The sequence below is a fragment of the Acetomicrobium sp. genome (assembly GCF_059026225.1).
On record NZ_JBWQOQ010000007.1, the window covers coordinates 145,994 to 168,474 of the forward strand.

Below are 22,481 nucleotides of genomic sequence, written 5' to 3' on the forward strand. Positions count from 1 at the left end.
GCGATGAAAATTCTTGTTACCGGAGCAAGGGGATTTATCGGCAAAAACTTAATCGCTGAGCTTAAAAACAGAGGTTATGGGGAAATTTATGAATGCAACAAAGATTCGGAAAAGAAGCTATTGGATGAATATGTAAGGCAGTGTGAATTTGTATATCATTTAGCTGGAGTGAACCGCCCCAAAAACATCGAAGAGTTTATGGAGGGCAACTTCGGATTTACGTCAGAATTGTTGAATCTTCTTAAAGAACATAATAATAAAGCACCAGTATTATTTACATCGTCCATTCAGGCAGAAAGAGATAATTATTACGGTAAAAGCAAAAAGGCAGCTGAAGATTTGTTGTTTGCATACGGCAAACAAACGGGTGCCAGAGTATACGTTTATAGATTACCAAACGTCTTTGGTAAGTGGTCTAAACCAAATTATAATTCTGTAGTAGCAACATTTTGTCATAATGTTGCACATGGATTAGAAATACAAATCGATGAACCGGAAAAGGAATTAAGCTTGTGTTATATAGATGACGTCATAGACGAGTTCACTAATGCCATAGAGGGGAATCCTTTACAAGATGGCAAATTTTGCATAATTCCCGTAACGCATAAGATAAAACTTGGCGAAATAGCGAGACTGATTTATGAATTCAGGGAAAGCCGACATGACTTATTTATCCCCAATATGGCAGACCCATTTACAAGAAAACTTTACAGCACATATTTGAGTTATTTGCCTGAAGATAAATTTTCCTATGAATTGGTAATGCACAAAGACAACAGAGGCTCATTTACAGAATTTATAAAGACCCAGGAGAGGGGTCAGGTGTCGGTGAATATATCTAAGCCAGGAATAGTTAAGGGCAATCATTGGCACCACACGAAAAATGAAAAATTCTTAGTAGTGAGCGGAAGAGGTATAATTCGGTTTCGAAATGTTAATTCCAATGAAATCGTTGAATATCATGTTAACGGGGATAAGCTTGAGGTTGTTGATATACCTCCTGGCTATACTCACAATATCGAAAATGTTGGCGATACAGATATGGTTACGATAATGTGGGCCAACGAACCCTTTGATCCCGAAAGGCCCGATACATATCACCTGGAGGTTTAGGTATGGGAAGATTAAAGGTCATGACAGTCGTTGGTACTAGGCCTGAAATAATAAGGCTATCTGCGGTGATAAAAAAGTTTGAGGCTTCAGAAGCTGTAGATAACATCTTAGTGCACACAGGACAGAACTATGACTATGAGTTAAATGAGGTATTTTTTAAAGATCTCGAATTAAAAAAACCAGATTATTTTTTAGGTGCCGCTGGGGAAACTTCTATGGAAACCATAGGAAATACCTTAATAAGGATAGACCCTATCTTGGAAAGGGAAAAACCAGATGCCTTCCTTGTGTTAGGCGATACCAACAGCTGCCTGTCCGCCTACGCTGCAAAAAGAAGGCATATACCTGTATTTCACATGGAAGCAGGAAATCGCTGTTTTGACCAAAGAGTTCCAGAAGAAGTAAATAGAAGGATCGTCGACCAAATAGCCGATATAAATCTAGTATACAGCGACTTGGCAAGGGAGCATCTGATAAGAGAAGGATTCCCTTCAGATAGGGTGATTAAGACAGGCAGTCCCATGTATGAGGTCATTCACGGGAAAATGCCGGACATTGAAAATTCAGACATCCTCCAGAGACTGGGCCTGAATAAACAGGAATACTTTGTAGTATCTTCTCACAGAGAGGAAAATATAAATAACGAGGAACACTTTTTGGACCTTATTGACAGCATTAATGCAATTGCTGAGGTATATCATTTGCCTATCATCATGAGCACACATCCAAGGACGAGAAATATGATCAAAGAAAAGGGCGTAAAACTTAATCCCTTGGTACAAACTTTAAAACCTCTTGGTTTTATTGACTACGTTAAACTAGAAATCCATGCCAAGGCGGTTTTAAGCGACAGCGGAACCATCAGTGAAGAAGCCTCTATACTTGGTTTAAGAGCTTTGAACATCAGGGAGGCTCACGAAAGGCCTGAGGCGATGGAAGAAGCGGTTGTCATGATGGTAGGATTGAAAAAAGAAAGAATTATACAGGGCCTCAAAGTGCTTGAGACCCAAAAAAAGGATAGCCTAAGATTGGTCAGAGACTACGATGTACCGAATGTGTCGGATAAAGTGTTGAGAATAATAATTTCATATACCGATTACGTAAAAAGGGTAGTTTGGGGGGTATATAATTGAAGGTCCTGCAGATAAACTCTGTATGCGGATATGGAAGCACCGGGAAAATAGTGATTGATTTTTAAAATCTTAAAATAAAGAATATTTATTAATAAACTTTATCAATGAGGTGTTCATATGAAGCCCATAATCTTAACTCTTGTCAGTGGTTATCTTCCGGGTTTTAAATACGGAGGACCAATACGTACAATCGTGAATATGGTAGAAACGTTAGGTGAAGAGTTTGAGTTTAGAATCATTACTACAGATAAAGATCTTGGCGAATCAGAACCTTATCCTGGAGTCCAACTTAACTCATTTAATAAGGTAGGAAAAGCTATGGTTTATTATGCCACTAATGATATGTTGTCTTATCGAAAATTATGCGACCTCATTAGAAGCATTCCCTACCATGTACTTTATCTCAACAGCTTCTTTAATCCTAACTTTACGATAAGGCCGCTTATTTTAAGGCGCTTTGGCAAATTGCCTGATAAGCCCGTTATCGTTGCTCCAAGAGGTGAGTTTTCAGAAGGGGCATTAAGACTCAAGAGATGCAAGAAACGAGCATTTATAACATTTGCAAAAGCACTGAAATTATATGAAGGAGTTATATGGCAAGCCTCAAGCAAAGTCGAAGAGAAAGATATCAGAAAATGGTTTAGAAAGAACACACGAGTCTATATTGCGCCTGATCTTACCGATATGAACTCTAAAAGCATGAACTATCAGTTGGTAAATAAACACAGAAAGAAAGAAAAAGATTTCTTGAAGATCATTTTCCTTTCCAGAATATCCCCTAAGAAGAACCTTGATGGTGCCTTATACATTCTTAAAAACACAAAAAGTTGTATTGAGTTTAACATCTACGGGCCAATTACAGATCAAGCCTATTGGGCAAAATGCCAAGATATAATTAAACAAATGCCTAGTAATGTAAAAGTTTCTTACATGGGTAGCATCCCGCCTGAAAAAGTTCCAAACACAATGGCCGATCATGATTTGTTTTTTTTGCCTACCCACGGCGAAAATTTTGGCCATGTAATTTTCGAAGCCCTTTCTGTCGGTACTCCAGTACTTATTAGCGATCAAACACCTTGGAGAAATCTTGAGGCATATCAAGCAGGTTGGGATTTTCCACTAGATCAAAAAGAACAGTTTACAAAAACAATTGATTTATGTTGCTCCTTAACAACGGAAGATTACTCACCTTACAACACCGGTGCATATAAGTATGCGCTAAACGTCGTAGAATCTAACAATGCAGTGGAAGCAAATCGTCAACTTTTTCTTGAAGCAATTAAAGAGGGTTGCTATACGGGGTCGCATCTTGAATCTTGAATTTTAATTTAGCAGGCTAATGGAGCCTGCAAAGATGCCTAATTTTTCTTTGCGGCTGCACTTTGCCTTAAGCATTATAGCAATACCCATTTTGCAATCTTTGTGCCCAACAAAGGCCTAATTTAGATTTAACCAAGGGAGACCACCAAATGACCGATACCTTACCTACACAGTCAAAAATCTTGATTACCGGCGCTGCCGGGTTTATCGGCTTTCACCTCGCCAAGTTCATGCTTGAGCGAAGGTATTTCGTCGTTGGGTTAGACAACCTAAACAGCTACTACGACCCCAAGCTCAAGGAAGACCGCCTGGATATACTGCGCGCCTATGACAATTTCGTCTTTTACCGCGCGGATTTAAAGAAAAAACCTGTCGTGGACGAAGTTTTTGCCGCTTGCAAACCCGAATACGTGGTGAACCTGGCAGCCCAGGCGGGGGTGCGCTATTCCCTAGAAAACCCCTACGCCTACGTGGATTCAAACCTGGTGGGGTTCGTAAACATCCTTGAGGCTTGCCGAAGTTATCCCGTTAAACACCTGCTTTTTGCCTCGTCAAGCTCCGTTTACGGCGGCAATAAGACCGTCCCCTTTTCGACGGAGCACAACACGGACCACCCCGTGAGCTTGTATGCCGCCACGAAAAAGGCAAACGAATTGATGGCTCACACCTACGCCCACCTTTACGGCATCCCCTCGACGGGGGTGCGCCTTTTTACCGTCTACGGCCCCTGGGGAAGGCCAGATATGGCTTACTTTTCCTTCACGCGCGACATCTTGGCAGGGGTGCCTATAAAGGTCTTCAACCACGGCAGGATGAGCCGCGACTTTACCTACATAGACGACGTGGTAAAAGCCCTTTACCGCCTTATTGACCTCACGCCAAAACCAAACCCCGACTGGAACGAAAAGGCAGGCCCGATAAGCGAAAGCTTTGCGCCCTACAAGATCTATAACCTGGGAAACAACAGCCCCGTTGAGCTTTCGAGGTTCATTGCCGTACTCGAAAATTGTCTTGGCAAAAAGGCCCAAAAAGTATACTTGGACATGCAGCCTGGCGACGTTATAATGACTTACGCCGACGTGGCGGACCTTGAAAAAGCCATCGGTTTCAAGCCCGAGACGCCAATAGAGGAGGGCTTGGCAAAGTTCGTGGAGTGGTACAGGAAATATTATAAAGTTTAAAGGCAAGGAGTGGACGTTCATGAACAGGATAGCCGTCGTTGGGACGGGTTACGTTGGGCTTGTTTCGGGAAGCTGTTTGTCCGATTTCGGATTAAACGTGATATGCGTGGACAAAGACGAAGAAAAGATCGAAAGCCTGAAGCGCGGCGTGATCCCCATCTTTGAGCCGGGTTTACAGCCGATAGTCGAAAGAAACGTCTACTATAAGAGGCTTGAATTTACCACCGACTTAAGGCAGGCCGTCGAAAGCTGCGACGTGATATTTATCGCCGTAGGAACGCCTCCCGCAGACGACGGAAGCGCAGACCTTACGTATGTCGAGCAGGTCGCCCGCGACATCGCCCGCTACATGAACGGCTACAAGGTCATCGTGAACAAAAGCACCGTGCCCATCGGGACGGGCAAGAAGGTCAAAGAATGGATAAACGAGGAGATGGCAAAAAGAGGGGCAAGCTTTGAGTTTGACGTCGTCTCAAACCCTGAATTCCTGCGGGAAGGCTCGGCCGTGCACGACTTCACCCACCCCGACAGGGTGGTCATCGGTACGGATTCAAAGCGTGCCCTTGAGGTGATGAAGCAGGTTTACAGGGTCTTGTACTTAAACGAGACGCCCTTCGTCGAGACGAACATAGAGACGGCCGAGATGATAAAGTACGCCTCAAACGCCTTTTTGGCGATGAAGGTGACCTTCATAAACGAGGTGGCAAACCTTTGCGAGCACGTGGGGGCAAACGTGCAGGACGTCGCTAAGGCTATGGGCATGGACGGCCGCATCGGGCCCAAGTTCCTGCACCCCGGGCCGGGCTACGGCGGAAGCTGCTTTCCCAAAGACACCAGGGCCTTTGCCGAGATGGCGCGCAAATTCGGCGTGACTTTAAGCTTGGTTGAACAGACCGTCGAGGCAAACGAACGCCAAAAGCTTTTGGCCGCACAGAAGATAGAGCGCGTCTTAGGCGACTTATCTGGAAAGCAATTGGCAGTGCTTGGGCTTGCCTTTAAGCCGAACACCGACGACATGCGCGAGGCACCCTCCATAACCATACTAAACGAGCTCGCCCAAAAAGGCGCCACCTTTAAGGTCTACGACCCCGCAGCCCATAGGGAAGCCAAATGGAGGCTGAAAAACATCGAAGACAGGATCATTTACTGTCAAAACGAATACGAGACCATGGAAGGCAGCGACGCCCTGGTAATCATCACGGAATGGAACCAGTTCAGAAGCCTTGATTTAAACAAGGTAAAGGAACTGCTGCGCCAGCCCTACTTTTTCGACCTGCGCAACATCTACAAGAAAAAGGACATGGAATCCCGCGGCTTCAAGTACTTCGGCATGGGCCAGTAACCCCGGGGTCAGGTCTTTAATCTTGAATTTTTGGTGTAGAATGTTCGGTCGGCACTGGGGTCGGGTCTTTAATATTGAATTGTTGGTATAACCCTGGGGTCAAGTCTTTAATCTTGAATTTTTGGAGCAGGGTAAGAGGAATAGGGGTCGGATCTTTAATCTTGAATTTTCCGGCTGAATACCTTTAAAGGTTAACGGAGGTGTCCGAGAATGCCAAAATTCAAAACTAAAGATGTGACCCCAATTATATTAGTCGACAAGCATCCTTATGCCTGACAGATACATAGAATGCTCGTCCTATAGCCTTAAAGCCTGCCGGGTATTTTAAAGGCCTGCCAACAGTTCTAAGGTTATGCTTTTTCATGTACAATAAACTACGTCATTTACTTTCAACGCAAAGGAGGCCTCACCTGTGCCAAAAGACGACCTTACACCCAAAGACCCCCACGACAGGCTTTTTAAAAGGGTAATGTCAGACGAAGCAAACGTAAGAAAATTTATAAAGGAATTTCTACCAAAAGACATTTCAAACCAGATAGATTTAAAGGAAATGAAGCTCATTCCCACCGAAAAGATCAAAGGCTACAACAAGTACTACATGGACATAGCCGTGGAATGCTATATATCAAATACTAAAGGACAGCTTTACTTTGTATTCGAGCATAAATCATACCCTGACCCCGGAGTTTTACTTCAAATACTAAGCTATATGACCGTAACGTGGGACGAGCAGAAAAAGAAAAATATACCACTGATACCTATAATTCCCGTAGTCATCTATCACGGCTTTTCAAGCTGGAACGTAACGACTCATTTTCAAGGGCAGTTCAACAGCTTAAACGAATCCATAAAACCTTACGTTCCTGAGTTCAACTACGTGTTAGTGGACCTAACCCAAATTTCTAACAAAGAGATAGAACAAAGGGCAAAGATACACCCTTTTTGATGGCAAGCTTAATGATCATGAAGCTTGTAGCCTTACGTGACATAGAGGATATCGCGAAGATAACTGTTATAATTAACTTGCCTGAAGAAGAAAAACTGATACTGTTTTTATACCTGCTTTACACTGTGGATGTAGACCAAGACACCATGCAACGGATAGTAAAAGAACTTGGAGGTGAAGAGCTTATGCCGTCTTTGGCAGAAAAGCTGATAAAACAAGGTAAACAACAAGGCAAACAAGAAGGCGAAATCAAAGGCAAACAAGATGTGCTTATAAAACAACTGCGCCGCAAATTCGGCTTGTCATCATCTGAGGAAAAGATAATCCGCTCCGTCACCGATGAATCTAAACTTGACGCCGCGGCCGAAGCCGTCCTTGACGCCAAATCGAAGGACGAAGTGTTGAAGGTGCTTGGGCTGTAAATAGACGAAATGAACTTGGCATAGATCGCAGCAAGGTTAACCAGCGAGGGCTGGTTTAGTCGATTTTTATTTGGGTTATATATGTCGCTGGAGGAGATACTATGAGAGTGCTAAAGCTTCCGGAGATAAACCTCGATAATGATGATGAATTAAAGTTAGCGCTGGCTATTCGGCTTTTTATTGACTTGCCTCTTAAATATAATCATAATTGTATATATGTAGGAAAGGGGGATATAACAAAATGATCCCTTTTAGGAAGCAGAAGTTTCAGAATGCTGTAGCTTATTTTGCTTTCGAATTTAATAGGAGAAAAGGATATTATCCACGCCAAACTTGGATATATAAGTTTCTTGCACTTCTCGATTTTCGTTCGCTTAAAAAGACAGGTGTTCCATGTATTGGATTGGAATATGATGCTATGAAATTTGGGCCCGTTCCATACCCTTTATACGATATTCGCTCTGGTTTAAGATTTGAAAAGTTTAAATTTATCGAAACGGCTGACGGGGGATATAGAGTTGAACCGGTAGGTAAGCCAAACCTTGATTATTTTGCTGACGATGAAATAGATTTAATGGAAGAGATTTTGGACGAGTATACAAGGGATGACGCAAATCTTTATGATTTAATAGCAAATGCTCACAAGGAGATCAAAGCTTGGAATAAGGCCTGGGATATTGCCGTAAAGTATGGAAGGGGTAGAATGCCAATGAGATATGAAGACGAATTTGATGATCTTTCTAAAAAGAGCGAGAATGAATTAACGCCTGAAGAAGAGCATTTTTTGGTTTACAAGGGCATGAAAGACAGGGAAGAAGCAAAAACTATTTCTTAGTTTCCTGCCAGTGATTTGTCATGGATGTGGGCGATGTCTTTACGTGGGATCAGTATCCTTATTCAAATGAAGAGACGAAGCGACGGTGGTTTGTCTATTTAGGGGAGTATAAAGATACCCCGGATCCATTTGATAATACCTCTTCTATTATGATAATTGCTCCAACCACAACTACTCAGACGCAATATTATGAGCCTGGCGAAATGCGAGCGGGAATTCCCTTCGTTCGGTTTAGCCCAAATGAGGGATTTGGTTTTACCGAAGAATGTATCTTAGATTTAGCTCATAGAGGCTTAGTAATTCCTCAAGATATCTTTTTAGAGAACCTGGAGTCTCAAAAAATCCAAATTAAAGGTAAAATATCTGATCAAAAGCTTCGAGAAATTTATGATAAGATATATCATTCCAGAGGTTATTCATTGATGTTAAAGCGCCGGATTCATGAAAATCTAAACAAAGCCGGTATTTCTAACCTTCCCAAGCCAAAAAGGGAAAAAAGGTAGAATAAAAGCACAAGGGTCGCATCTTTAATCTTGAATTTTAATCTGGCAGGTTGGTAGGCTAGTGAATGGGGGTCGGATCTTTAATCTTGAATTTTTGGTGTAGAATGTTCAGGACTTTAACTTAGCTTGCATATAAATCCAACATATATGTGATATACTATGTGTATCATATATAAGAGGTGTTTAAGATGACTTCTTCAGTTCGACTCTCAAAGTGGGGCAACAGCGTTGGAGTACGACTGCCAAAATATGTGGTAGATGCATTGGGGCTGAAACCTGGGCTTACCGTCGATGTTTCGCTTGAGAACGATCGCATCGTGCTTTATCCCGCTCATAAATATTGCTTAAACGATTTGGTATCCAAAATAACCGAGGAGAACAGGCACGGAGAAACGGATTGGGGCAACGATGAGGGAAAAGAGTGGTGGTAAGAGCCGTTTTCCGGACCGGGGCGATATTGTAATCATAGATTTAAAGCCTGTAAGGGGTCACGAGCAGGGAGGAAACCCTCATCCTGTCCTTGTTCTTTCTCCTTACGAATATAATATTCGTTCAGGGCTGTGCCTCGTTGTCCCATTCACAAGTCAAAAAAAGGGTTATCCTTTTGAGGTAGACTGTGAGAAATACTCCATGAAAACAAGCGGAGTTGTTCTTGCAGATGCCATTCGAAACATAGATTGGCGGGCTCGAAATGCCAGATTCATTGAACAGGCCGATGAAGATCTTATCAGCGAAGTAATGTCGAAGCTTTTGACCCTGTTAGATTAGAGGTTTAATCTCTAATGTTGTCCGTTAAGAAGCTTTTGCACAATTCATTTTTGTCTTGAGCTAAAAGAATTTCCAAAAATATATTAGTATCTATTAAAAACATCGATCCTATCTCCAATCTAAAGCTTTATGCTGAAGGTCAACAGAACTTATTTTTATGTTTGCATCAGATAATCCGCCTTCCCAGTCAAATTTGAAACTATCTTCAATATTATTTTCATTCGTGAACATGATATCACTTCCTTTTATGAAATGGGGTCGGATCTTGAATCTTGAATTTTATTTCAGCAAGCGAATACAATAAAATTGCCTTGATCTTACAGGTGATTTGATTGAAGGTGCTATTTCAAGGACAGCATAAGGACAGTAGGCCAACTAGGGGTATATCATAATATATAAGGCAAAAAGCATCAGGTAACTGAAAAAGGCCGGGAGCAAGTTAAAGCTCCCGGCTTTCTCGTATTTCCTGGTCCAGCCCTGCAAAAGCTGACTAGATTTTTATCAATTACCTTTTCGTTATCTACTCGAAAATATATTCTGTAACGATTTTCTTTCTTCCTGTGATTTGGTCTTGGTAATACTCGTAGTAACAAATACCGAGGAACGAACCGGAGACGTTGTAGACATTTCTATATCCCATACCCTGTAGGGCCATCACGGCGTAATAGCTTCTTTGGCCTGTACGACAGTGCAAATAAACGGGTCTATCCTTGGGTATTTCATTTGCCCTGGATCTGAGCTCGCTTAAAGGAATGTTGATGGCATTTATGAGGTGTCCCTTATCGTATTCATCTTTCTCGCGAACATCGACGATGAAGGCATTATTTTCCACCAATTCCCTCACCTTCGTGACGGGAACTTGTTCGTATCTGCCGTCCAAGAGGTTTAAACCAACTAGCGCGGCGTGGTTGATCACGTCTTTAGGCGTGCTAAAGGGAGGAGCATAACACAACTCAAGCTCTTTTGCGTCTTCTAAAGTGCCGCCCATCAATATTAGCGTAGCTATGACATCAATCCTTTTGTCGACGTTTCCCTTTCCTATAGCCTGGGCACCCAGTATTCTTCCTGTTGGATACTCGTATATTAATTTAAAATGCATTATATTGCTGTCTGGCATCAGGCTGACCTTATCATGGGGTATTATGTAAACGAAATCGTAGGGAATCCCGGTGGCCTTTGCCCGCTTTTCGTTCAATCCGGTCGATGCGGCGTTCAGATCGAAAAGCTTGACTATAGAAGTACATATATGTCCGTTATTTCTGTAGGGGATGCCGTAAATATGATCGGCTGCGGCTCTTGCCTGCCTTTGCGCCGGCCCGGCCAGACCGCATGTGAAGTACCTGTGTTCTAAGCGGGAGTATACTTCGATAGCGTCGCCTATAGCATATATGTCTTTATCGCTTGTCAAGTAGTTATGGTCGACCTTGATTGCACCTGTAGCCCCGATTTCAAGCCCTGCGTCTTTGGCTAGAGCCGTATCCGGTGCAACGCCGACAGCCACGACTACGGCCTTAGCGTTGACCTTTCTTCCGGATTCCAGGACCAAGTGGTCGCTGTCAATCTTCACTACGGCATCGTTTAAGATGAGGTTGACGCCTTTGTCGTATATCTCTTTATGAAGTATTTGGGCCATATCGTTATCAAAAGGTGCCATTACTTGTTCCGAGGCTTCTATTATGGAAACCTTTTTACCCGCCAAATGTAAGTTGTCCGCTATTTCCAGCCCTATATAACCGCCGCCGACTACCGCGACGTCTTCAATGTTGTTCTTTTTAAGATATGTGTATAGCCTGTCAATATCTGTCACGCTTCTTGCTGTGAATACATGTTCTTTATCAATTCCTTCGATGCTTCTTGGCAAAATGGGGCGTGCTCCGGGAGACAAGATCAATTTATCGTAGCTTTCTTCATATTCTCTGCCGCTTGCGTGATCTCTTACCAATATTTTTTTCTCGTTTCTTTGGATTTTTACCACTTCGCTGTTAACTCTGGCTTCAATGTTATATTGTTTTAAAAACTTTTCCGGTGACATTAAAATGAGATCTTCTGTTTTATTGACGGTATCGCTAAGACGGTAGGGTAGACTACAATTTGAGAAAGAAACATGTGGGCCTTTCTCAAAAATAATGATCTTGGCAGTCTCATCTAATCTTCTGATTCTTGCCGCCGCGGAAGCTCCTCCAGCCACTCCGCCTATTATTAAAATCTTTTTTCCCATCGATACTTACCTCCTGGTAATTTAAAATATTAACAAATTTGCCTGTGCAGATTTATTAATAGTTTGCACTTTGTTGGCATTACTTACTCGGTGATTTTGCCCCTGATTTTGCAGCTAAGGATGCCACCTGCAACCATAAAAACTAAAAATATCCACCCCGATAGCGAAAGATTAGCTATAGGGCTATATAATGCCCCGACATTGCATCCATTTGCAAGACGAGTGCCCAATCCCATGCAAATGCCGCCTAATGCGAATACTGCCGCCTCTTTCTTTCTCATGCGCAGCCCTGACTTAAACGCTTGTATGAATTGCCCGGCTGTTAGCAAATATATGAAAGCGCCCACGAGAATGCCGAAGTTTTGTACCGAAGCGCCATGCCGAAAGAAGGGTAGTGTGAATGTATCGGCGGACATATGTGTAAAATTGGCGATAGATTCGGGCGACATACCAAATAGCATAAACAGTTTACCTACCCATATTCCGAAAGGAGTGGATGCCCCCCAACCGGCTTTAGTGACACCCATCAGGAACATGAAAAGCAAAGCAAGCCCAACAGCACCCTCCCTTAGTGTCCATGGTTTTACAAAGACGTGCTCGTATGTCTGGGCGCTAAAAAGCTTGAATGTTTTTGCGTTCATCGGTTTAAGTTGTTCCTGCATGATTTCAAGGGGATGGCCTGTGTATGTATTGGTTTTAATCCTGTGTTTTTCGTATAAATAACACGCATATACAACTATCCCGCTAAACAAGGTTGTGATCAAAATAGCTCCTAAATATCCTCCAAAGCCGTCGCCCTTGAAAAGATCGGGGAGAAATACTCCTCCGGCGAGCTTGAGGCCAACCTCCGTCGAAAACCAGGAGTCGTTGACCCAACTTGCCGTTCTTTGTATGGGAAAACCGAGGAAAACTCCGAGGCCAAAGAAAAAGAGCGTGATGAATGCTTTTGGAAGGGCAGAGGGAAATATTGTAAGTACTCCGGTTGCACAGCATTCAGAAAGGGACATTCCAAAGCCGAAAAGAAAGGCGCCAATGATTAATCCCAGATTTATAGGATTGATCCAAAGATTATAGGAGGCAGGATCTGATCCGAACAAAAAGGCTGCCGTCAAAAAAGCGGTAATTAAAAACATAAGCGTCATTGTTCTCATAAGCCTGGTGGATCCGGTTTTATACGCCCTGTAGACGCTACCGGCAAAGCCTGTATAAGCCCTCGATAATGTATACCCTAACCCTGCACCTATTAGCAATCTGAAATAAAGGTCACTACTGCCTAAAAATATCTTGCCTCCGATCACTACACATAAGATTACAAGAAAACCGGCGGCATACTCAACCTTTTTCATGCAAAGCTTCCCTCCATGCGCGTTTATGAACGGCCTTCTTTTATATGTCCTTAAAGGTCATGTTGTGCCGTTAGTAAAAGAACGAGTTCATTATCTCTATCTTTTTAAAGTACACTTTTTAAAGTACACTATGTTAAAATATGCACAATCTACCATGAATTATATAGCATGGGAGGTATATTTGTCAACCTTACCGGGTATGGTATCAGGGCCTGGGGGTCAGATAATGTCCAGGCTGTCGTAGGGCGGCTAGTGGCAAGAGGCTATAGTTCGTGTCTAATTTATTTAGCTTGACATCTTTAAATCAAAATACTATGATGTATGAAAATCTGTCGTATTCTGCTATGATAAACAATGTTCTTCTATGCGGCACATAATATATAACATAAGGAGAGATGTTTTGATGGCTAAGAAAAAGAGCAGGCTCGATTTCATAAGGATGAAAAAAGAAGGAGAGCAGGTTGCCTGGGTGACAGCTTACGACTTTCCGACCGCTTCCTTTGCTGAGCAGGCCGGAATGGATATGCTGTTGGTCGGAGATTCGCTTGGCATGGTGGTTTTAGGTTATCACGGCACGATTCCGGTCACCATGGATGATTGCATAAGACACTGCCAGGCTGTGCGCCGCGGCGCCCCCAACACGTTCTGCATAGGAGATATGCCCTTCATGTCTTATCAGATATCTGACGAAGACGCCGTATATAACGCCGGAAGATTCCTGAAGGAAGCCGATATGGATGCCGTCAAGCTCGAAGGAGGAAGAAGGGTCCTAACGAGGATAAAGGCCATAGCCGATGCCGGGATACTCGTAATGGGTCATATAGGCCTTACTCCACAAAGCTCAGGCGTGTTGGGTGGCTTCAAGGCTCAAGGAAGGGATCCTGAAAGCGCCAGAGATCTCATAGAGGATGCCATCGCAATTCAGGACGCCGGGGCTTGGGCGCTTCTCCTTGAGGCGGTTCCGCCGGAACTCTCTCAATTTTTAACTAAAAAGTTAGAGATACCCGTATATTCGATAGGCGCAGGGGGTCCATGCGACGGTCAGCTTCTCATATGTGGAGACATGCTTGGACTGTTTCAGGCTTTTACTCCCAAATTTGTAAAAAAATATGCCAACGTTGCAGAAGTGGAGATTAATGCCTTTAAAGAGTATGTCAACGATGTAAAGACCGGCAAATTTCCTACCGATGACCATTGCTACCATATTCTTGCCGACAGGGCAGAGGAATACAAGCGTATGTTAGAGGAATATATGTAAATGAAACTTACATTTTATTAATTACAAGAGAGGAGAAGCTTGATTGAAAATCGCAGTTTTAGGAGCCAGATCTATGGGATGTGTATATGGTGGTATCCTCGCAAAGGCTGGCTATGCTATGATGTAACTTTAATTGATGTTTGGGCAGAACATGTTAAGGCTATACAGGAAAATGGCCTGATAATAAATGAAAATGGAAGCGACATAATTATTAAGAATATTAAGGCCGTAACCGATCCACGAGAAGTGGGCGAAGTAGATTTGGTAATTGTACTTGTCAAGGCTACAGTTACGGAACAGGCAATGGAAGGGGCAAAAAGCCTTATCGGAGAAAACACCAGAGTCCTCACCCTTCAGAATGGGCTGGGCAATATCGAAAAACTCATTAAGGTAGTTGGAAAGGAAAAAGTATTGGCTGGTGTTACCGAACATGGGGCAAATATGCTTGCCCCTGGCCGAGTTCAACATGCCGGGACAGGGGATACAATCATAGGAGAACTTGATGGGAAACTGAGCAACAGTCTTAGGAAAATAGGTTCTGTGTTTGAAAAAGCTGGTCTAAGGGTATGTTATTCAAATAATGTAATGGGTGCTTTGTGGCGTAAATTACTTGTAAATGTTGGTATAAATGCCCTTACGGCAATAACCGGGCTTAGAAACGGAAGACTGATCGAACTTGAAGAAACAGACGAATTGCTCAAGATGGCAGTTCGTGAGGCTGTTTCTATAGCGAATGCTAAGGGAATCGATCTCGAGCTGGCAGATCCTGTTGAGCATGTGCGGGATGTGGCTAGAATGACCGGAAAAAATCGTTCCTCCATGCTCCAGGACGTAACGAAGAAACGCAAAACAGAAATTGAAGTTATCAACGGAGCAATTGTAAAAGAAGGAGTTCAACTTGGAATAAGTACACCTGTAAATAAAGTACTCTATAACTTAGTAAGAGTTAGAGAAAAAACCTACGATGAAGTTAACATTTAAACATAATTCTTTATTTTTTGAGGCTTTCTTCTCTCAAGAATTTTAGTATATGTCAATCCTGGGGCATTCCAATGGGTCCCCAGGATTTTCTTCATTATAAAGACGCATTGTTGCATTTTGCTATTGACAAAATAAAACTTACTTGGTATCTTTGGATTGTGCTGCTTAGAAAAACAATGTATCGCATAGCGGCACAAGACGTGAATAAAAGTAAGAAATTTGATGTCTTAAAAAAGCGTGTTTTTATTGACAATATGCTGGCGAATTGGAGGTTACTGCATGTCTGATAAGAAAATCCTTCAGTCCGTAGTGCGGGCATTTTCTATCTTGGAACTCCTTGATGAGTGTGGCGAACTGGGGATTACTGAAATTAGCGAAAAGCTTTCTTTAGAAAAAAGCACAGTATTTCGCACCATTTCTACTTTAAAATCACTAGGATATGTAGTTCAAAATCCATCAAATTCTAAATATTCGAACAGCTACAAACTCTTTGAAATTGGAAGTAATGTTGCAAGAAAGACAGGGCTCCCTAAAATGGCCTACCCATTTATGCTTGATATGTCGAGAATTACCGGAGAGGCTGTAAATTTGGCTGTCCGTGATGGCTCAAAGGCATTGTACATCAGTAAAATCGAATCTACAGATACCATTAAGGTTTGCATGAATTTGGGACAGACTATTCCCCTTTACTGCACGGCCCTCGGTAAATCTCTTATTGCCTTTCTCCCGGAAAATAGTATTCGTGAACTTTTAAGCAATGAAACATTTGTTCAGTATACCCCAAACACTATGACAGATATGGAGGCCCTTCTAAAGGATCTGGAAGTGGTTAGGAAACGAGGATATAGCATAGATGACGAGGAACATATCAAAAATATTTATTGCATAGGTGCCCCGGTATTTGATGCGAGCGGTAGCGTAATTGCTGCTCTGAGCATAGCACTTCCCAAGTTTAGATTCGATGAAAATCCAAAAAGAGAAGAACTCTATTCTCTCGTGCGCGATACAGCCAGACGTTTTTCCTGTTCGTTAGGCTGGCAAGGCAATGTGATGTTCGAAGAATCCAGGTAAGTGCTTAACTGCTATAAAAGAGGGGGGTGCGCTATGGCAAATAGCATAGTACCAGTAGCTGTTAAGATTTAAAAATATCTCAATGTTGGGAGGATTGTGCTCTATGAAAAAGACTTTGCAAGTTATTATGATGGCCGTTTTACTGGTTTTTGTGGCATCAGCTTCTTTTGCGGAAGATCCTATCGTATTAAAAATAGGTATGACGACTGAAATTGGAGGGCATTATCACAGCGGAGCCGTTCGTTTTAAAGAAAAGGTCGAAGGGTACACAAATGGAAAGGTTCGTGTTGATATATTTCCGAGCAGTCAACTAGGAAACGAGAGAGATTTGGTCGAGGGCGTGGGGATGGGGTTTATAGAGATGTGTATTGTTTCCACCGGGCCACTGCCAAACTTTTCTCCCGACTTCATGATTTTTGATTTGCCATATATTTTTAAAAACAGGGATGAAGCGTTTAAAGCCATGGATGGCGAAATAGGAGCCGATATATTAAAAAGTTTAGAGCCCAAGGGAATAAAAGCTCTTGGTTTTTGGGAGAATGGTTTTCGGCACATCTCCAACAATAAAAAAAGCATTATTCACCCTGGTGATGTTAAAGGCATGAAAATCAGGACCATGGAAAACCCCATACACCAGGCTACCTTCAAAACTCTTGGCGCAACACCAACACCTATGGCATGGGGCGAAGTCTTTGTCGCCCTTCAACAAGGGGTCATCGATGGACAGGAAAATCCTTTAGTTATAGTATACACTACAAAATTATATGAAATACAGAAACATATTTCCCTAACAGGCCACTTTTATTCTCCAGCTGTATGCATGATAAGCAAACAAGTCTTTGATGGCCTTCCAGTAGAAATTCAGGATGCTATCGTAAAAGCTGAAAAAGAAGCTCGTGATTATGAGAGACAATTTAGTGCCCAGCTTGACGAGCAACTCGTTGAATCTCTAAAAAATGAAGGAGTTGCTTTTGCCGATGTAGATAAAGATGAATGGAAAAATGCCTGCGCTCCTGTTTATGACCAATTTAAGTCTCAAATAAACCCTAAATACTTAGAAGCTTTGCTAGGCAAATAAATTCTTTTGTTCAGTGGAGTGTTCTTGTCACGTTTAAAGAACACTCCACTGATTAATTTTAGTGGCTTGATAAGTTGTGTAATACTGGGGGAGATCATTTTGAAAAAGTTCAACACATTAGAGGAATACATTTTAGCAGTGCTATTGCCTATCATGGTAATTATAGTATTTTTAGGGACCTTTGGAAGGTATTCGGGTCTTTTTTCCATGGCATGGTATGAAGAAGCTGCTCGCTATATTATGATCTGGATGGTCTTTATAGGTATAGGGGCAGGTGCCAAGAAAAATGCCCATTTTGTCGTGGAACTTATTTACATGATCATGCCGGCAAAATTGCACAAATATATTCATTTCATAGTCCTTTCTATTGTGCTCTTTTTTAATGTTACGGTTATGATTCTTTCGCTTCGCTTAGTTAAGGGATTGTATGGAATGCAACAAGTATCGCCTTCTCTTGGTCTTCCAATGTGGAGCGTTTATTCAGCCATTCCCATAGGTTGTTGCCTCATGGCTGTGAGAAGTCTTCAATATTATATCGCTTCCTTAAAGCAAAGCGCTGAAGGGGATGTTATATGATGGCGTTTCTTTTGTTTGGCGTGCTATTTATTTTATTGTTTCTTGGTGTTCCTATAGGAATATCGATGGGGATGAGTGTATTAACAGCTCTTTTCTTAGGTGGGGTACGCATTCCGGCAATGGTAGTTGCCCAGCGAATGTTTACGGCAATAGATAGTTTTCCTTTCATGGCTGTCCCGTTTTTTATTTTGGCCGGAGATCTTATGCAACGTGGCGGTGTTTCAGAAAAGTTAATTCAATTCATTCGTCAGGTTTGTTTCTGGATCCCAGCTCACCTTGGAGTTATCACTGTTGTGGCATCCGGCTTTTTTGGAGCAATATCAGGGTCAAACCCTGCCACTGTAGCAGCGATTGGTGGCATTATGATACCCGAGATGCAAAAGGCAGGATATCCGGCGGCAAAAGCTTCCGCTATAGCTGCTGCGGGAGGGACTCTTGGGGTTATTATTCCTCCAAGCATTTCAATGATTACTTACGCTCTTGTGGCTTCCGTATCTGTGGGAACCATGTTTGTAGGAGGGATTGTGCCTGGAATACTGCTCATGATTGCAATGTCGATCCTTGTTGGAATATCCTGCAGAAAATATGAGTTTGATCAAAATTATGAAATTACGTGGAAAAGCGTATTGTCTGCCTTTATCGAAGCCACATGGGCGCTTATAATGCCTTTAATAATTCTTGGCGGGATATACGGGGGAGTCTTTACTCCCACAGAAGCGGCAGCTGTCGCATGTGTTTATGCCTTTGTTGTAAGTAAGTTTGTGTACAAAGAACTCGAATACAAGGACCTTCCCGCGATCTTTGCAAAATCGGCAACAAGCACCGCCCTGGTTTTGTTTATTGTTGCCGTTTCATCTTCTTTTTCCTGGCTGATGACCAGCTCCGGGGTGCCTGCTCAAATTACCAAATTTTTGCTGGGGTCTTTTTCCAGCAAATATGTAATTTTCCTCATGGTAAATGCCAGTCTCTTATTTCTGGGTTGCTTCCTGGAAACTCAGTCAATTATTCTGCTGATGACGCCTATCGTCCTTCCCATTTGCGTGCATTTGGGAATGGATCCTATTGCTCTAGGGCTAATAATGATCATAAATACATCCATTGGAATGATAACGCCTCCGATGGCTGTAAATTTGTACGTGGCAAGCAGTATATCAGGAGTTTCGATCGAATCAATTTCGAGAAATATAGTCCCTCTGTTTTTGGTATTGACCTTTATGCTTTTCCTTTTCACCTATTGCCCGGGGATACTAATGTTTCTTCCTAATATGTTGCAGTAAATCTATTATGCATTAAGATTGCTGGAAATTGTTAAATCTGCTAAATGAAAAATAAGGAGGCGACATTTTTTGAAAAGTGACATTACAAAAAAAGGAATCACAAGAGCGACCCACAGGGCGTTATATTACTCGATGGGCCATCTTCCCGAAGATTTAAGGAAACCCGTTATCGGCATCGTGAACTCTCAAAACGAGTGCATGCCCGGTCACTTTCACCTTGACCTTATAGCCAAGGCGGTACGCGAGGGAATCATCGAAGCAGGCGGTATGCCTGTCGAATTTCCCACCATCGGTATTTGTGACGGAATTGCTCAGGGACATGGCGGCATGCACTATCCATTGGCCAGCAGAGAGCTAATAGCAGATAGTATCGAGGTCATGATGAATGCACATGCTTACGATGCCATGGTATTGATTACTAATTGCGATAAAATTACACCTGGCATGCTCATGGCATGTGTACGCCTCGATGTGCCGGCTATTATCGTGAGCGGCGGTCCGATGCTGACAGGTTGTTACAAGGGCAAAAAAATGGGGTACGCCGATCTCATGTCCTCTCAGGGGCTCGTTGCCAAAAAGGTTATCACTGATGAAGATCTGTCAGAAATGGAGCTCGATGCGCTGCCGGGTTGCGGTGCCTGTAATTTGCTGGGGACCGCCAACTCCATGAATTACCTTACGGAGGCTCTCGGAATGTGTCTTCCGGGGAGCTCAATCCCAGCCGTGTCGGCGCGACGAATCGCTCTTGCCAAAAAGACGGGCCTAAAAATAATGGAGCTTCTCGAAAAGGGCATTACGCCGTCACAAATAATTAACATGGAGGCACTGGAAAACGCCATAACTGTGGATCTTGCTATAGGTGGATCCACGAACACCATACTTCATCTTACGGCACTGGCACATGAAGCCGAAATCGATTTTGACGTCAGGCTTTTTACCGAGATGTCGAAAAAAGTCCCACACCTGGTAAAACTTAGCCCTGCAGAAAAAGGCCACTATCCTGAAGATTTATACTACGCAGGAGGCATCACAGCGCTTATGGCCGAGCTCAATGAAGCCGGATTAATTCACGGAGAAGCGCTTACCGTTACAGGGAGGTCGGTATCTGTAAATGTCGCCGGAGCTGCTGTGGTTATCGATCCTTCCGTGATTCGTCCAATCGATAACCCTTATTCCAGCAAGGGAGGCCTTCAACTTCTTTTTGGTAACGTTGCACCTGAAGGCTCTGTATGTAAGATTGCAGCCGTCAACCCCAAAATGTATGAGCATCGAGGGCCGTGTCGTGTTTTCAACAAAGAAGAAGACGCCGTAGAAGCAATATACGGAGGAAATATCAAACCTGGGGACGTTGTGGTTATACGCTATGAAGGTCCCAAGGGCGGCCCCGGCATGCGCGAAATGCTTACGGCTACTTCGGCAATTGTTGGGATGGGATTGTCCTTGGACGTTGCGCTTATCACCGATGGTAGATTTTCCGGAGCAACCGCCGGAGCTGCTGTTGGACATATTTCCCCTGAAGCGGCTGAGGGTGGCCCCATAGCGCTTATTGAGGAGGGGGATATAATTTCCATCAATATACCCGAAGGAATTATAACCCTTGAGGTAAGCGACGAGGAGATTGCTGAAAGAAAAAAACGCTGGGTCAGACCTGAGAGCAAAATTGATAAACGAAGCTACCTGAGCAGATACGCCAGGCTTGTATCATCTGCAATGTCAGGTGCTGTTTTTCCAAGATGCTGATCTTTACAAAAAAATACAAAATACACAAAGATAAGGAGAGGAAACACAGTGGAAAAAAAGAAAGTAACCATTCCTGAGATTATGGAAAGGAAACGCACCAAAGACAAATTTGCCATGATAACTGTATATGACTATCCCATGGCAGCTTTGGTAGACCAATCCGATATCGAGTTGATTTTAGTAGGAGATTCATTAGGCATGGTAATACATGGCTGCGATGGTACGGTCCATGTAACCTTGGAGGATATGCTCTATCATTTAAAGCTGGTTCGTCGCGGTGCGCCAAACACGTTTATAGTTGGCGACATGCCGTTTATGTCCTATCAGGCTTGCGAAACAGAAGCCATTCACAATGCGGGTATCCTTATGAAGAACGGCGCAGACTGCGTAAAAATGGAAGGAGATTTATATGCAGCAGAAAAGGCAGCAGCTGTCGTTAAAGCGGGAATTCCCGTCATGGGACATATTGGTCTTACTCCACAGACCGCTGCATCTTTTGGAGGATTTAAAGTGCAGGGGAAGAGTATTGAGTCGGCAAAAAAGATGATTGAGAATGCGATTGCTTTTGAGGAGGCTGGAGTGTTTGCGATTGTCTTAGAATGTCTCCCTTCCGCTCTAGGTACTCTTATTGATGAAAAGCTCTCTATACCTACAATTGGCGTAGGAGCAGGCCCTAATTGTACAGGATATAACCTGAACGCTTATGATATTTTGGGCATATTTGATAAGTTTGTGCCTAAGTTTGTAAAACAATATAAGCTTCTGGGAAAGGAAATTTTAGAGGGATTTAACGCATGGCGCGGTGAAATAGAGTCGCGAGCATATCCTGCACGAGAGCATGGCTTCAACGTCAGCGAGGATGAGGTAAACAGCCTAAGAGATTCGTTGTAAGGTACGAATCGCTTATTTAGGCTTCATGCTGCAATAAATATAGAGGGTAAAGAAGAGGCCTGCCTTCGGGTTTGCGTAGGGGCAGGCCATCTGTGTGTAATTTTTGTGTACGAGAGGGGAAATTCCCCTGCCAAGGGAACGCCTCAAATTAGCCCACGAATTAAGAGATGGTTGACAGCCCTTTTTATATTTCTCATAAGGAATGGAAACTAAACGGTTTGATCGCATCCTCGCATGAAAGAATATAACTCTTACAGCCCTCCTGCATTTGTCAGACAATTCCTGAAATTGACGCAACACCTCGAATTTGTGTTAGTATGTTTCTGGCACTTCATGCAAGAAAGGAGGTCTCGCTCATGATGTTCGCATTTGGCCGACGGTGAGTTTCGACTGGAATGCGGGTTCCGCATTCGTGCACCCGGCGTTTTGGTGATAACTTGCCTGGCCGATCAAATATGCATGGCGAGAACTCCTTATTTTCT

At 43.0% G+C, this 22,481-nt stretch carries 23 protein-coding genes; 20 read left to right on the forward strand and 3 right to left on the reverse strand.

Features of this window, described 5'->3' with window-relative positions; genetic code table 11:
• Positions 1–3: 3 nt before the first annotated feature.
• The 12 genes from AC5SXE_RS04840 (at position 4) to AC5SXE_RS04895 (ending at position 9,563) form a co-directional block, all read left to right on the forward strand.
• Positions 4–1,113 carry a capsular polysaccharide biosynthesis protein CapF gene (locus tag AC5SXE_RS04840; RefSeq protein ID WP_493916802.1) on the forward strand — a complete coding sequence of 370 codons (1,110 nt, stop codon included), beginning with the start codon at positions 4–6 and terminating at the stop codon, positions 1,111–1,113.
• 2 nt (positions 1,114–1,115) lie between these two features.
• The gene (wecB, locus tag AC5SXE_RS04845) at positions 1,116–2,246 is read left to right on the forward strand and encodes a non-hydrolyzing UDP-N-acetylglucosamine 2-epimerase (protein WP_493916803.1); all 1,131 of its coding nucleotides are present in this window, start codon (positions 1,116–1,118) and stop codon (positions 2,244–2,246) included.
• A 117-nt stretch (positions 2,247–2,363) separates the two neighbouring features.
• The gene (locus AC5SXE_RS04850) at positions 2,364–3,566 is read left to right on the forward strand and encodes a glycosyltransferase (protein ID WP_493916804.1); all 1,203 of its coding nucleotides are present in this window, start codon (positions 2,364–2,366) and stop codon (positions 3,564–3,566) included.
• Positions 3,567–3,715: 149 nt separating this feature from the next.
• The gene (locus tag AC5SXE_RS04855) at positions 3,716–4,747 is read left to right on the forward strand and encodes an NAD-dependent epimerase (protein ID WP_493916805.1); all 1,032 of its coding nucleotides are present in this window, start codon (positions 3,716–3,718) and stop codon (positions 4,745–4,747) included.
• Between the two features lie 19 nt (positions 4,748–4,766).
• A complete protein-coding gene (locus AC5SXE_RS04860) occupies positions 4,767–6,089 on the forward strand; it encodes a UDP-glucose dehydrogenase family protein (protein ID WP_493916806.1) in 1,323 nt (440 codons plus the stop codon).
• A 412-nt stretch (positions 6,090–6,501) separates the two neighbouring features.
• Positions 6,502–7,035 carry an Rpn family recombination-promoting nuclease/putative transposase gene (locus AC5SXE_RS04865; RefSeq protein WP_493916807.1) on the forward strand — a complete coding sequence of 178 codons (534 nt, stop codon included), beginning with the start codon at positions 6,502–6,504 and terminating at the stop codon, positions 7,033–7,035.
• An 11-nt stretch (positions 7,036–7,046) separates the two neighbouring features.
• Positions 7,047–7,457: a DUF4351 domain-containing protein gene (locus tag AC5SXE_RS04870; protein ID WP_493916808.1), complete on the forward strand. Its 411-nt coding sequence runs from the start codon at positions 7,047–7,049 to the stop codon at positions 7,455–7,457.
• Between the two features lie 101 nt (positions 7,458–7,558).
• Positions 7,559–7,702, forward strand: a complete 144-nt coding sequence (locus tag AC5SXE_RS04875) for a hypothetical protein (RefSeq protein WP_310847383.1) — start codon at positions 7,559–7,561, stop codon at positions 7,700–7,702.
• Positions 7,699–8,292, forward strand: a complete 594-nt coding sequence (locus tag AC5SXE_RS04880) for a type II toxin-antitoxin system antitoxin SocA domain-containing protein (RefSeq protein WP_493916809.1) — start codon at positions 7,699–7,701, stop codon at positions 8,290–8,292. The genes AC5SXE_RS04875 and AC5SXE_RS04880 overlap by 4 nt, the downstream gene beginning before the upstream one ends.
• A 20-nt stretch (positions 8,293–8,312) precedes the next feature.
• On the forward strand, positions 8,313–8,795 hold the full coding sequence (locus AC5SXE_RS04885) for a hypothetical protein (protein ID WP_493916810.1): 483 nt from the start codon (positions 8,313–8,315) through the stop codon (positions 8,793–8,795).
• A gap of 188 nt (positions 8,796–8,983) precedes the next feature.
• Complete coding sequence (locus AC5SXE_RS04890; RefSeq protein ID WP_303883974.1) at positions 8,984–9,226, forward strand: AbrB/MazE/SpoVT family DNA-binding domain-containing protein; 243 nt, start codon at positions 8,984–8,986, stop codon at positions 9,224–9,226.
• A complete protein-coding gene (locus AC5SXE_RS04895; RefSeq protein ID WP_493916811.1) occupies positions 9,204–9,563 on the forward strand; it encodes a type II toxin-antitoxin system PemK/MazF family toxin in 360 nt (119 codons plus the stop codon). The genes AC5SXE_RS04890 and AC5SXE_RS04895 overlap by 23 nt, the downstream gene beginning before the upstream one ends.
• Before the next feature lie 108 nt (positions 9,564–9,671).
• Here AC5SXE_RS04895 and AC5SXE_RS04900 read toward each other — a convergent pair whose 3' ends face one another.
• From AC5SXE_RS04900 to AC5SXE_RS04910, 3 genes are all read right to left on the reverse strand, one after another.
• Positions 9,672–9,794: a hypothetical protein gene (locus AC5SXE_RS04900; RefSeq protein WP_303883970.1), complete on the reverse strand. Its 123-nt coding sequence runs from the start codon at positions 9,792–9,794 to the stop codon at positions 9,672–9,674.
• A gap of 289 nt (positions 9,795–10,083) precedes the next feature.
• The gene (locus tag AC5SXE_RS04905; RefSeq protein WP_493916812.1) at positions 10,084–11,781 is read right to left on the reverse strand and encodes an FAD-dependent oxidoreductase; all 1,698 of its coding nucleotides are present in this window, start codon (positions 11,779–11,781) and stop codon (positions 10,084–10,086) included.
• An 83-nt stretch (positions 11,782–11,864) separates the two neighbouring features.
• On the reverse strand, positions 11,865–13,127 hold the full coding sequence (locus AC5SXE_RS04910) for a YeeE/YedE family protein (protein WP_493916813.1): 1,263 nt from the start codon (positions 13,125–13,127) through the stop codon (positions 11,865–11,867).
• Between the two features lie 403 nt (positions 13,128–13,530).
• On the opposite strand from AC5SXE_RS04910, the gene panB (AC5SXE_RS04915) reads away from it, so the two are divergent.
• The 8 genes from panB (AC5SXE_RS04915) (at position 13,531) to panB (AC5SXE_RS04950) (ending at position 21,999) form a co-directional block, all read left to right on the forward strand.
• Positions 13,531–14,385: a 3-methyl-2-oxobutanoate hydroxymethyltransferase gene (panB, locus tag AC5SXE_RS04915; RefSeq protein WP_493916814.1), complete on the forward strand. Its 855-nt coding sequence runs from the start codon at positions 13,531–13,533 to the stop codon at positions 14,383–14,385.
• A 39-nt stretch (positions 14,386–14,424) separates the two neighbouring features.
• Positions 14,425–15,366: a ketopantoate reductase family protein gene (locus AC5SXE_RS04920; RefSeq protein WP_493916815.1), complete on the forward strand. Its 942-nt coding sequence runs from the start codon at positions 14,425–14,427 to the stop codon at positions 15,364–15,366.
• Between the two features lie 279 nt (positions 15,367–15,645).
• Positions 15,646–16,437, forward strand: coding sequence for an IclR family transcriptional regulator (locus AC5SXE_RS04925; protein WP_332635819.1), 792 nt, complete (start codon positions 15,646–15,648; stop codon positions 16,435–16,437).
• Positions 16,438–16,540: 103 nt separating this feature from the next.
• Positions 16,541–17,515, forward strand: a complete 975-nt coding sequence (locus tag AC5SXE_RS04930) for a TRAP transporter substrate-binding protein (RefSeq protein WP_433912638.1) — start codon at positions 16,541–16,543, stop codon at positions 17,513–17,515.
• A 99-nt stretch (positions 17,516–17,614) separates the two neighbouring features.
• On the forward strand, positions 17,615–18,091 hold the full coding sequence (locus tag AC5SXE_RS04935) for a TRAP transporter small permease (protein WP_433912637.1): 477 nt from the start codon (positions 17,615–17,617) through the stop codon (positions 18,089–18,091).
• Positions 18,091–19,368, forward strand: a complete 1,278-nt coding sequence (locus AC5SXE_RS04940) for a TRAP transporter large permease (protein WP_493916816.1) — start codon at positions 18,091–18,093, stop codon at positions 19,366–19,368. Before AC5SXE_RS04935 ends, AC5SXE_RS04940 begins: the two co-directional genes overlap by 1 nt.
• Before the next feature lie 69 nt (positions 19,369–19,437).
• Positions 19,438–21,108 carry a dihydroxy-acid dehydratase gene (ilvD, locus tag AC5SXE_RS04945; protein ID WP_493916817.1) on the forward strand — a complete coding sequence of 557 codons (1,671 nt, stop codon included), beginning with the start codon at positions 19,438–19,440 and terminating at the stop codon, positions 21,106–21,108.
• Between the two features lie 48 nt (positions 21,109–21,156).
• A complete protein-coding gene (gene panB, locus AC5SXE_RS04950; protein WP_493916818.1) occupies positions 21,157–21,999 on the forward strand; it encodes a 3-methyl-2-oxobutanoate hydroxymethyltransferase in 843 nt (280 codons plus the stop codon).
• The last annotated feature ends 482 nt before the right edge of the window (positions 22,000–22,481 follow it).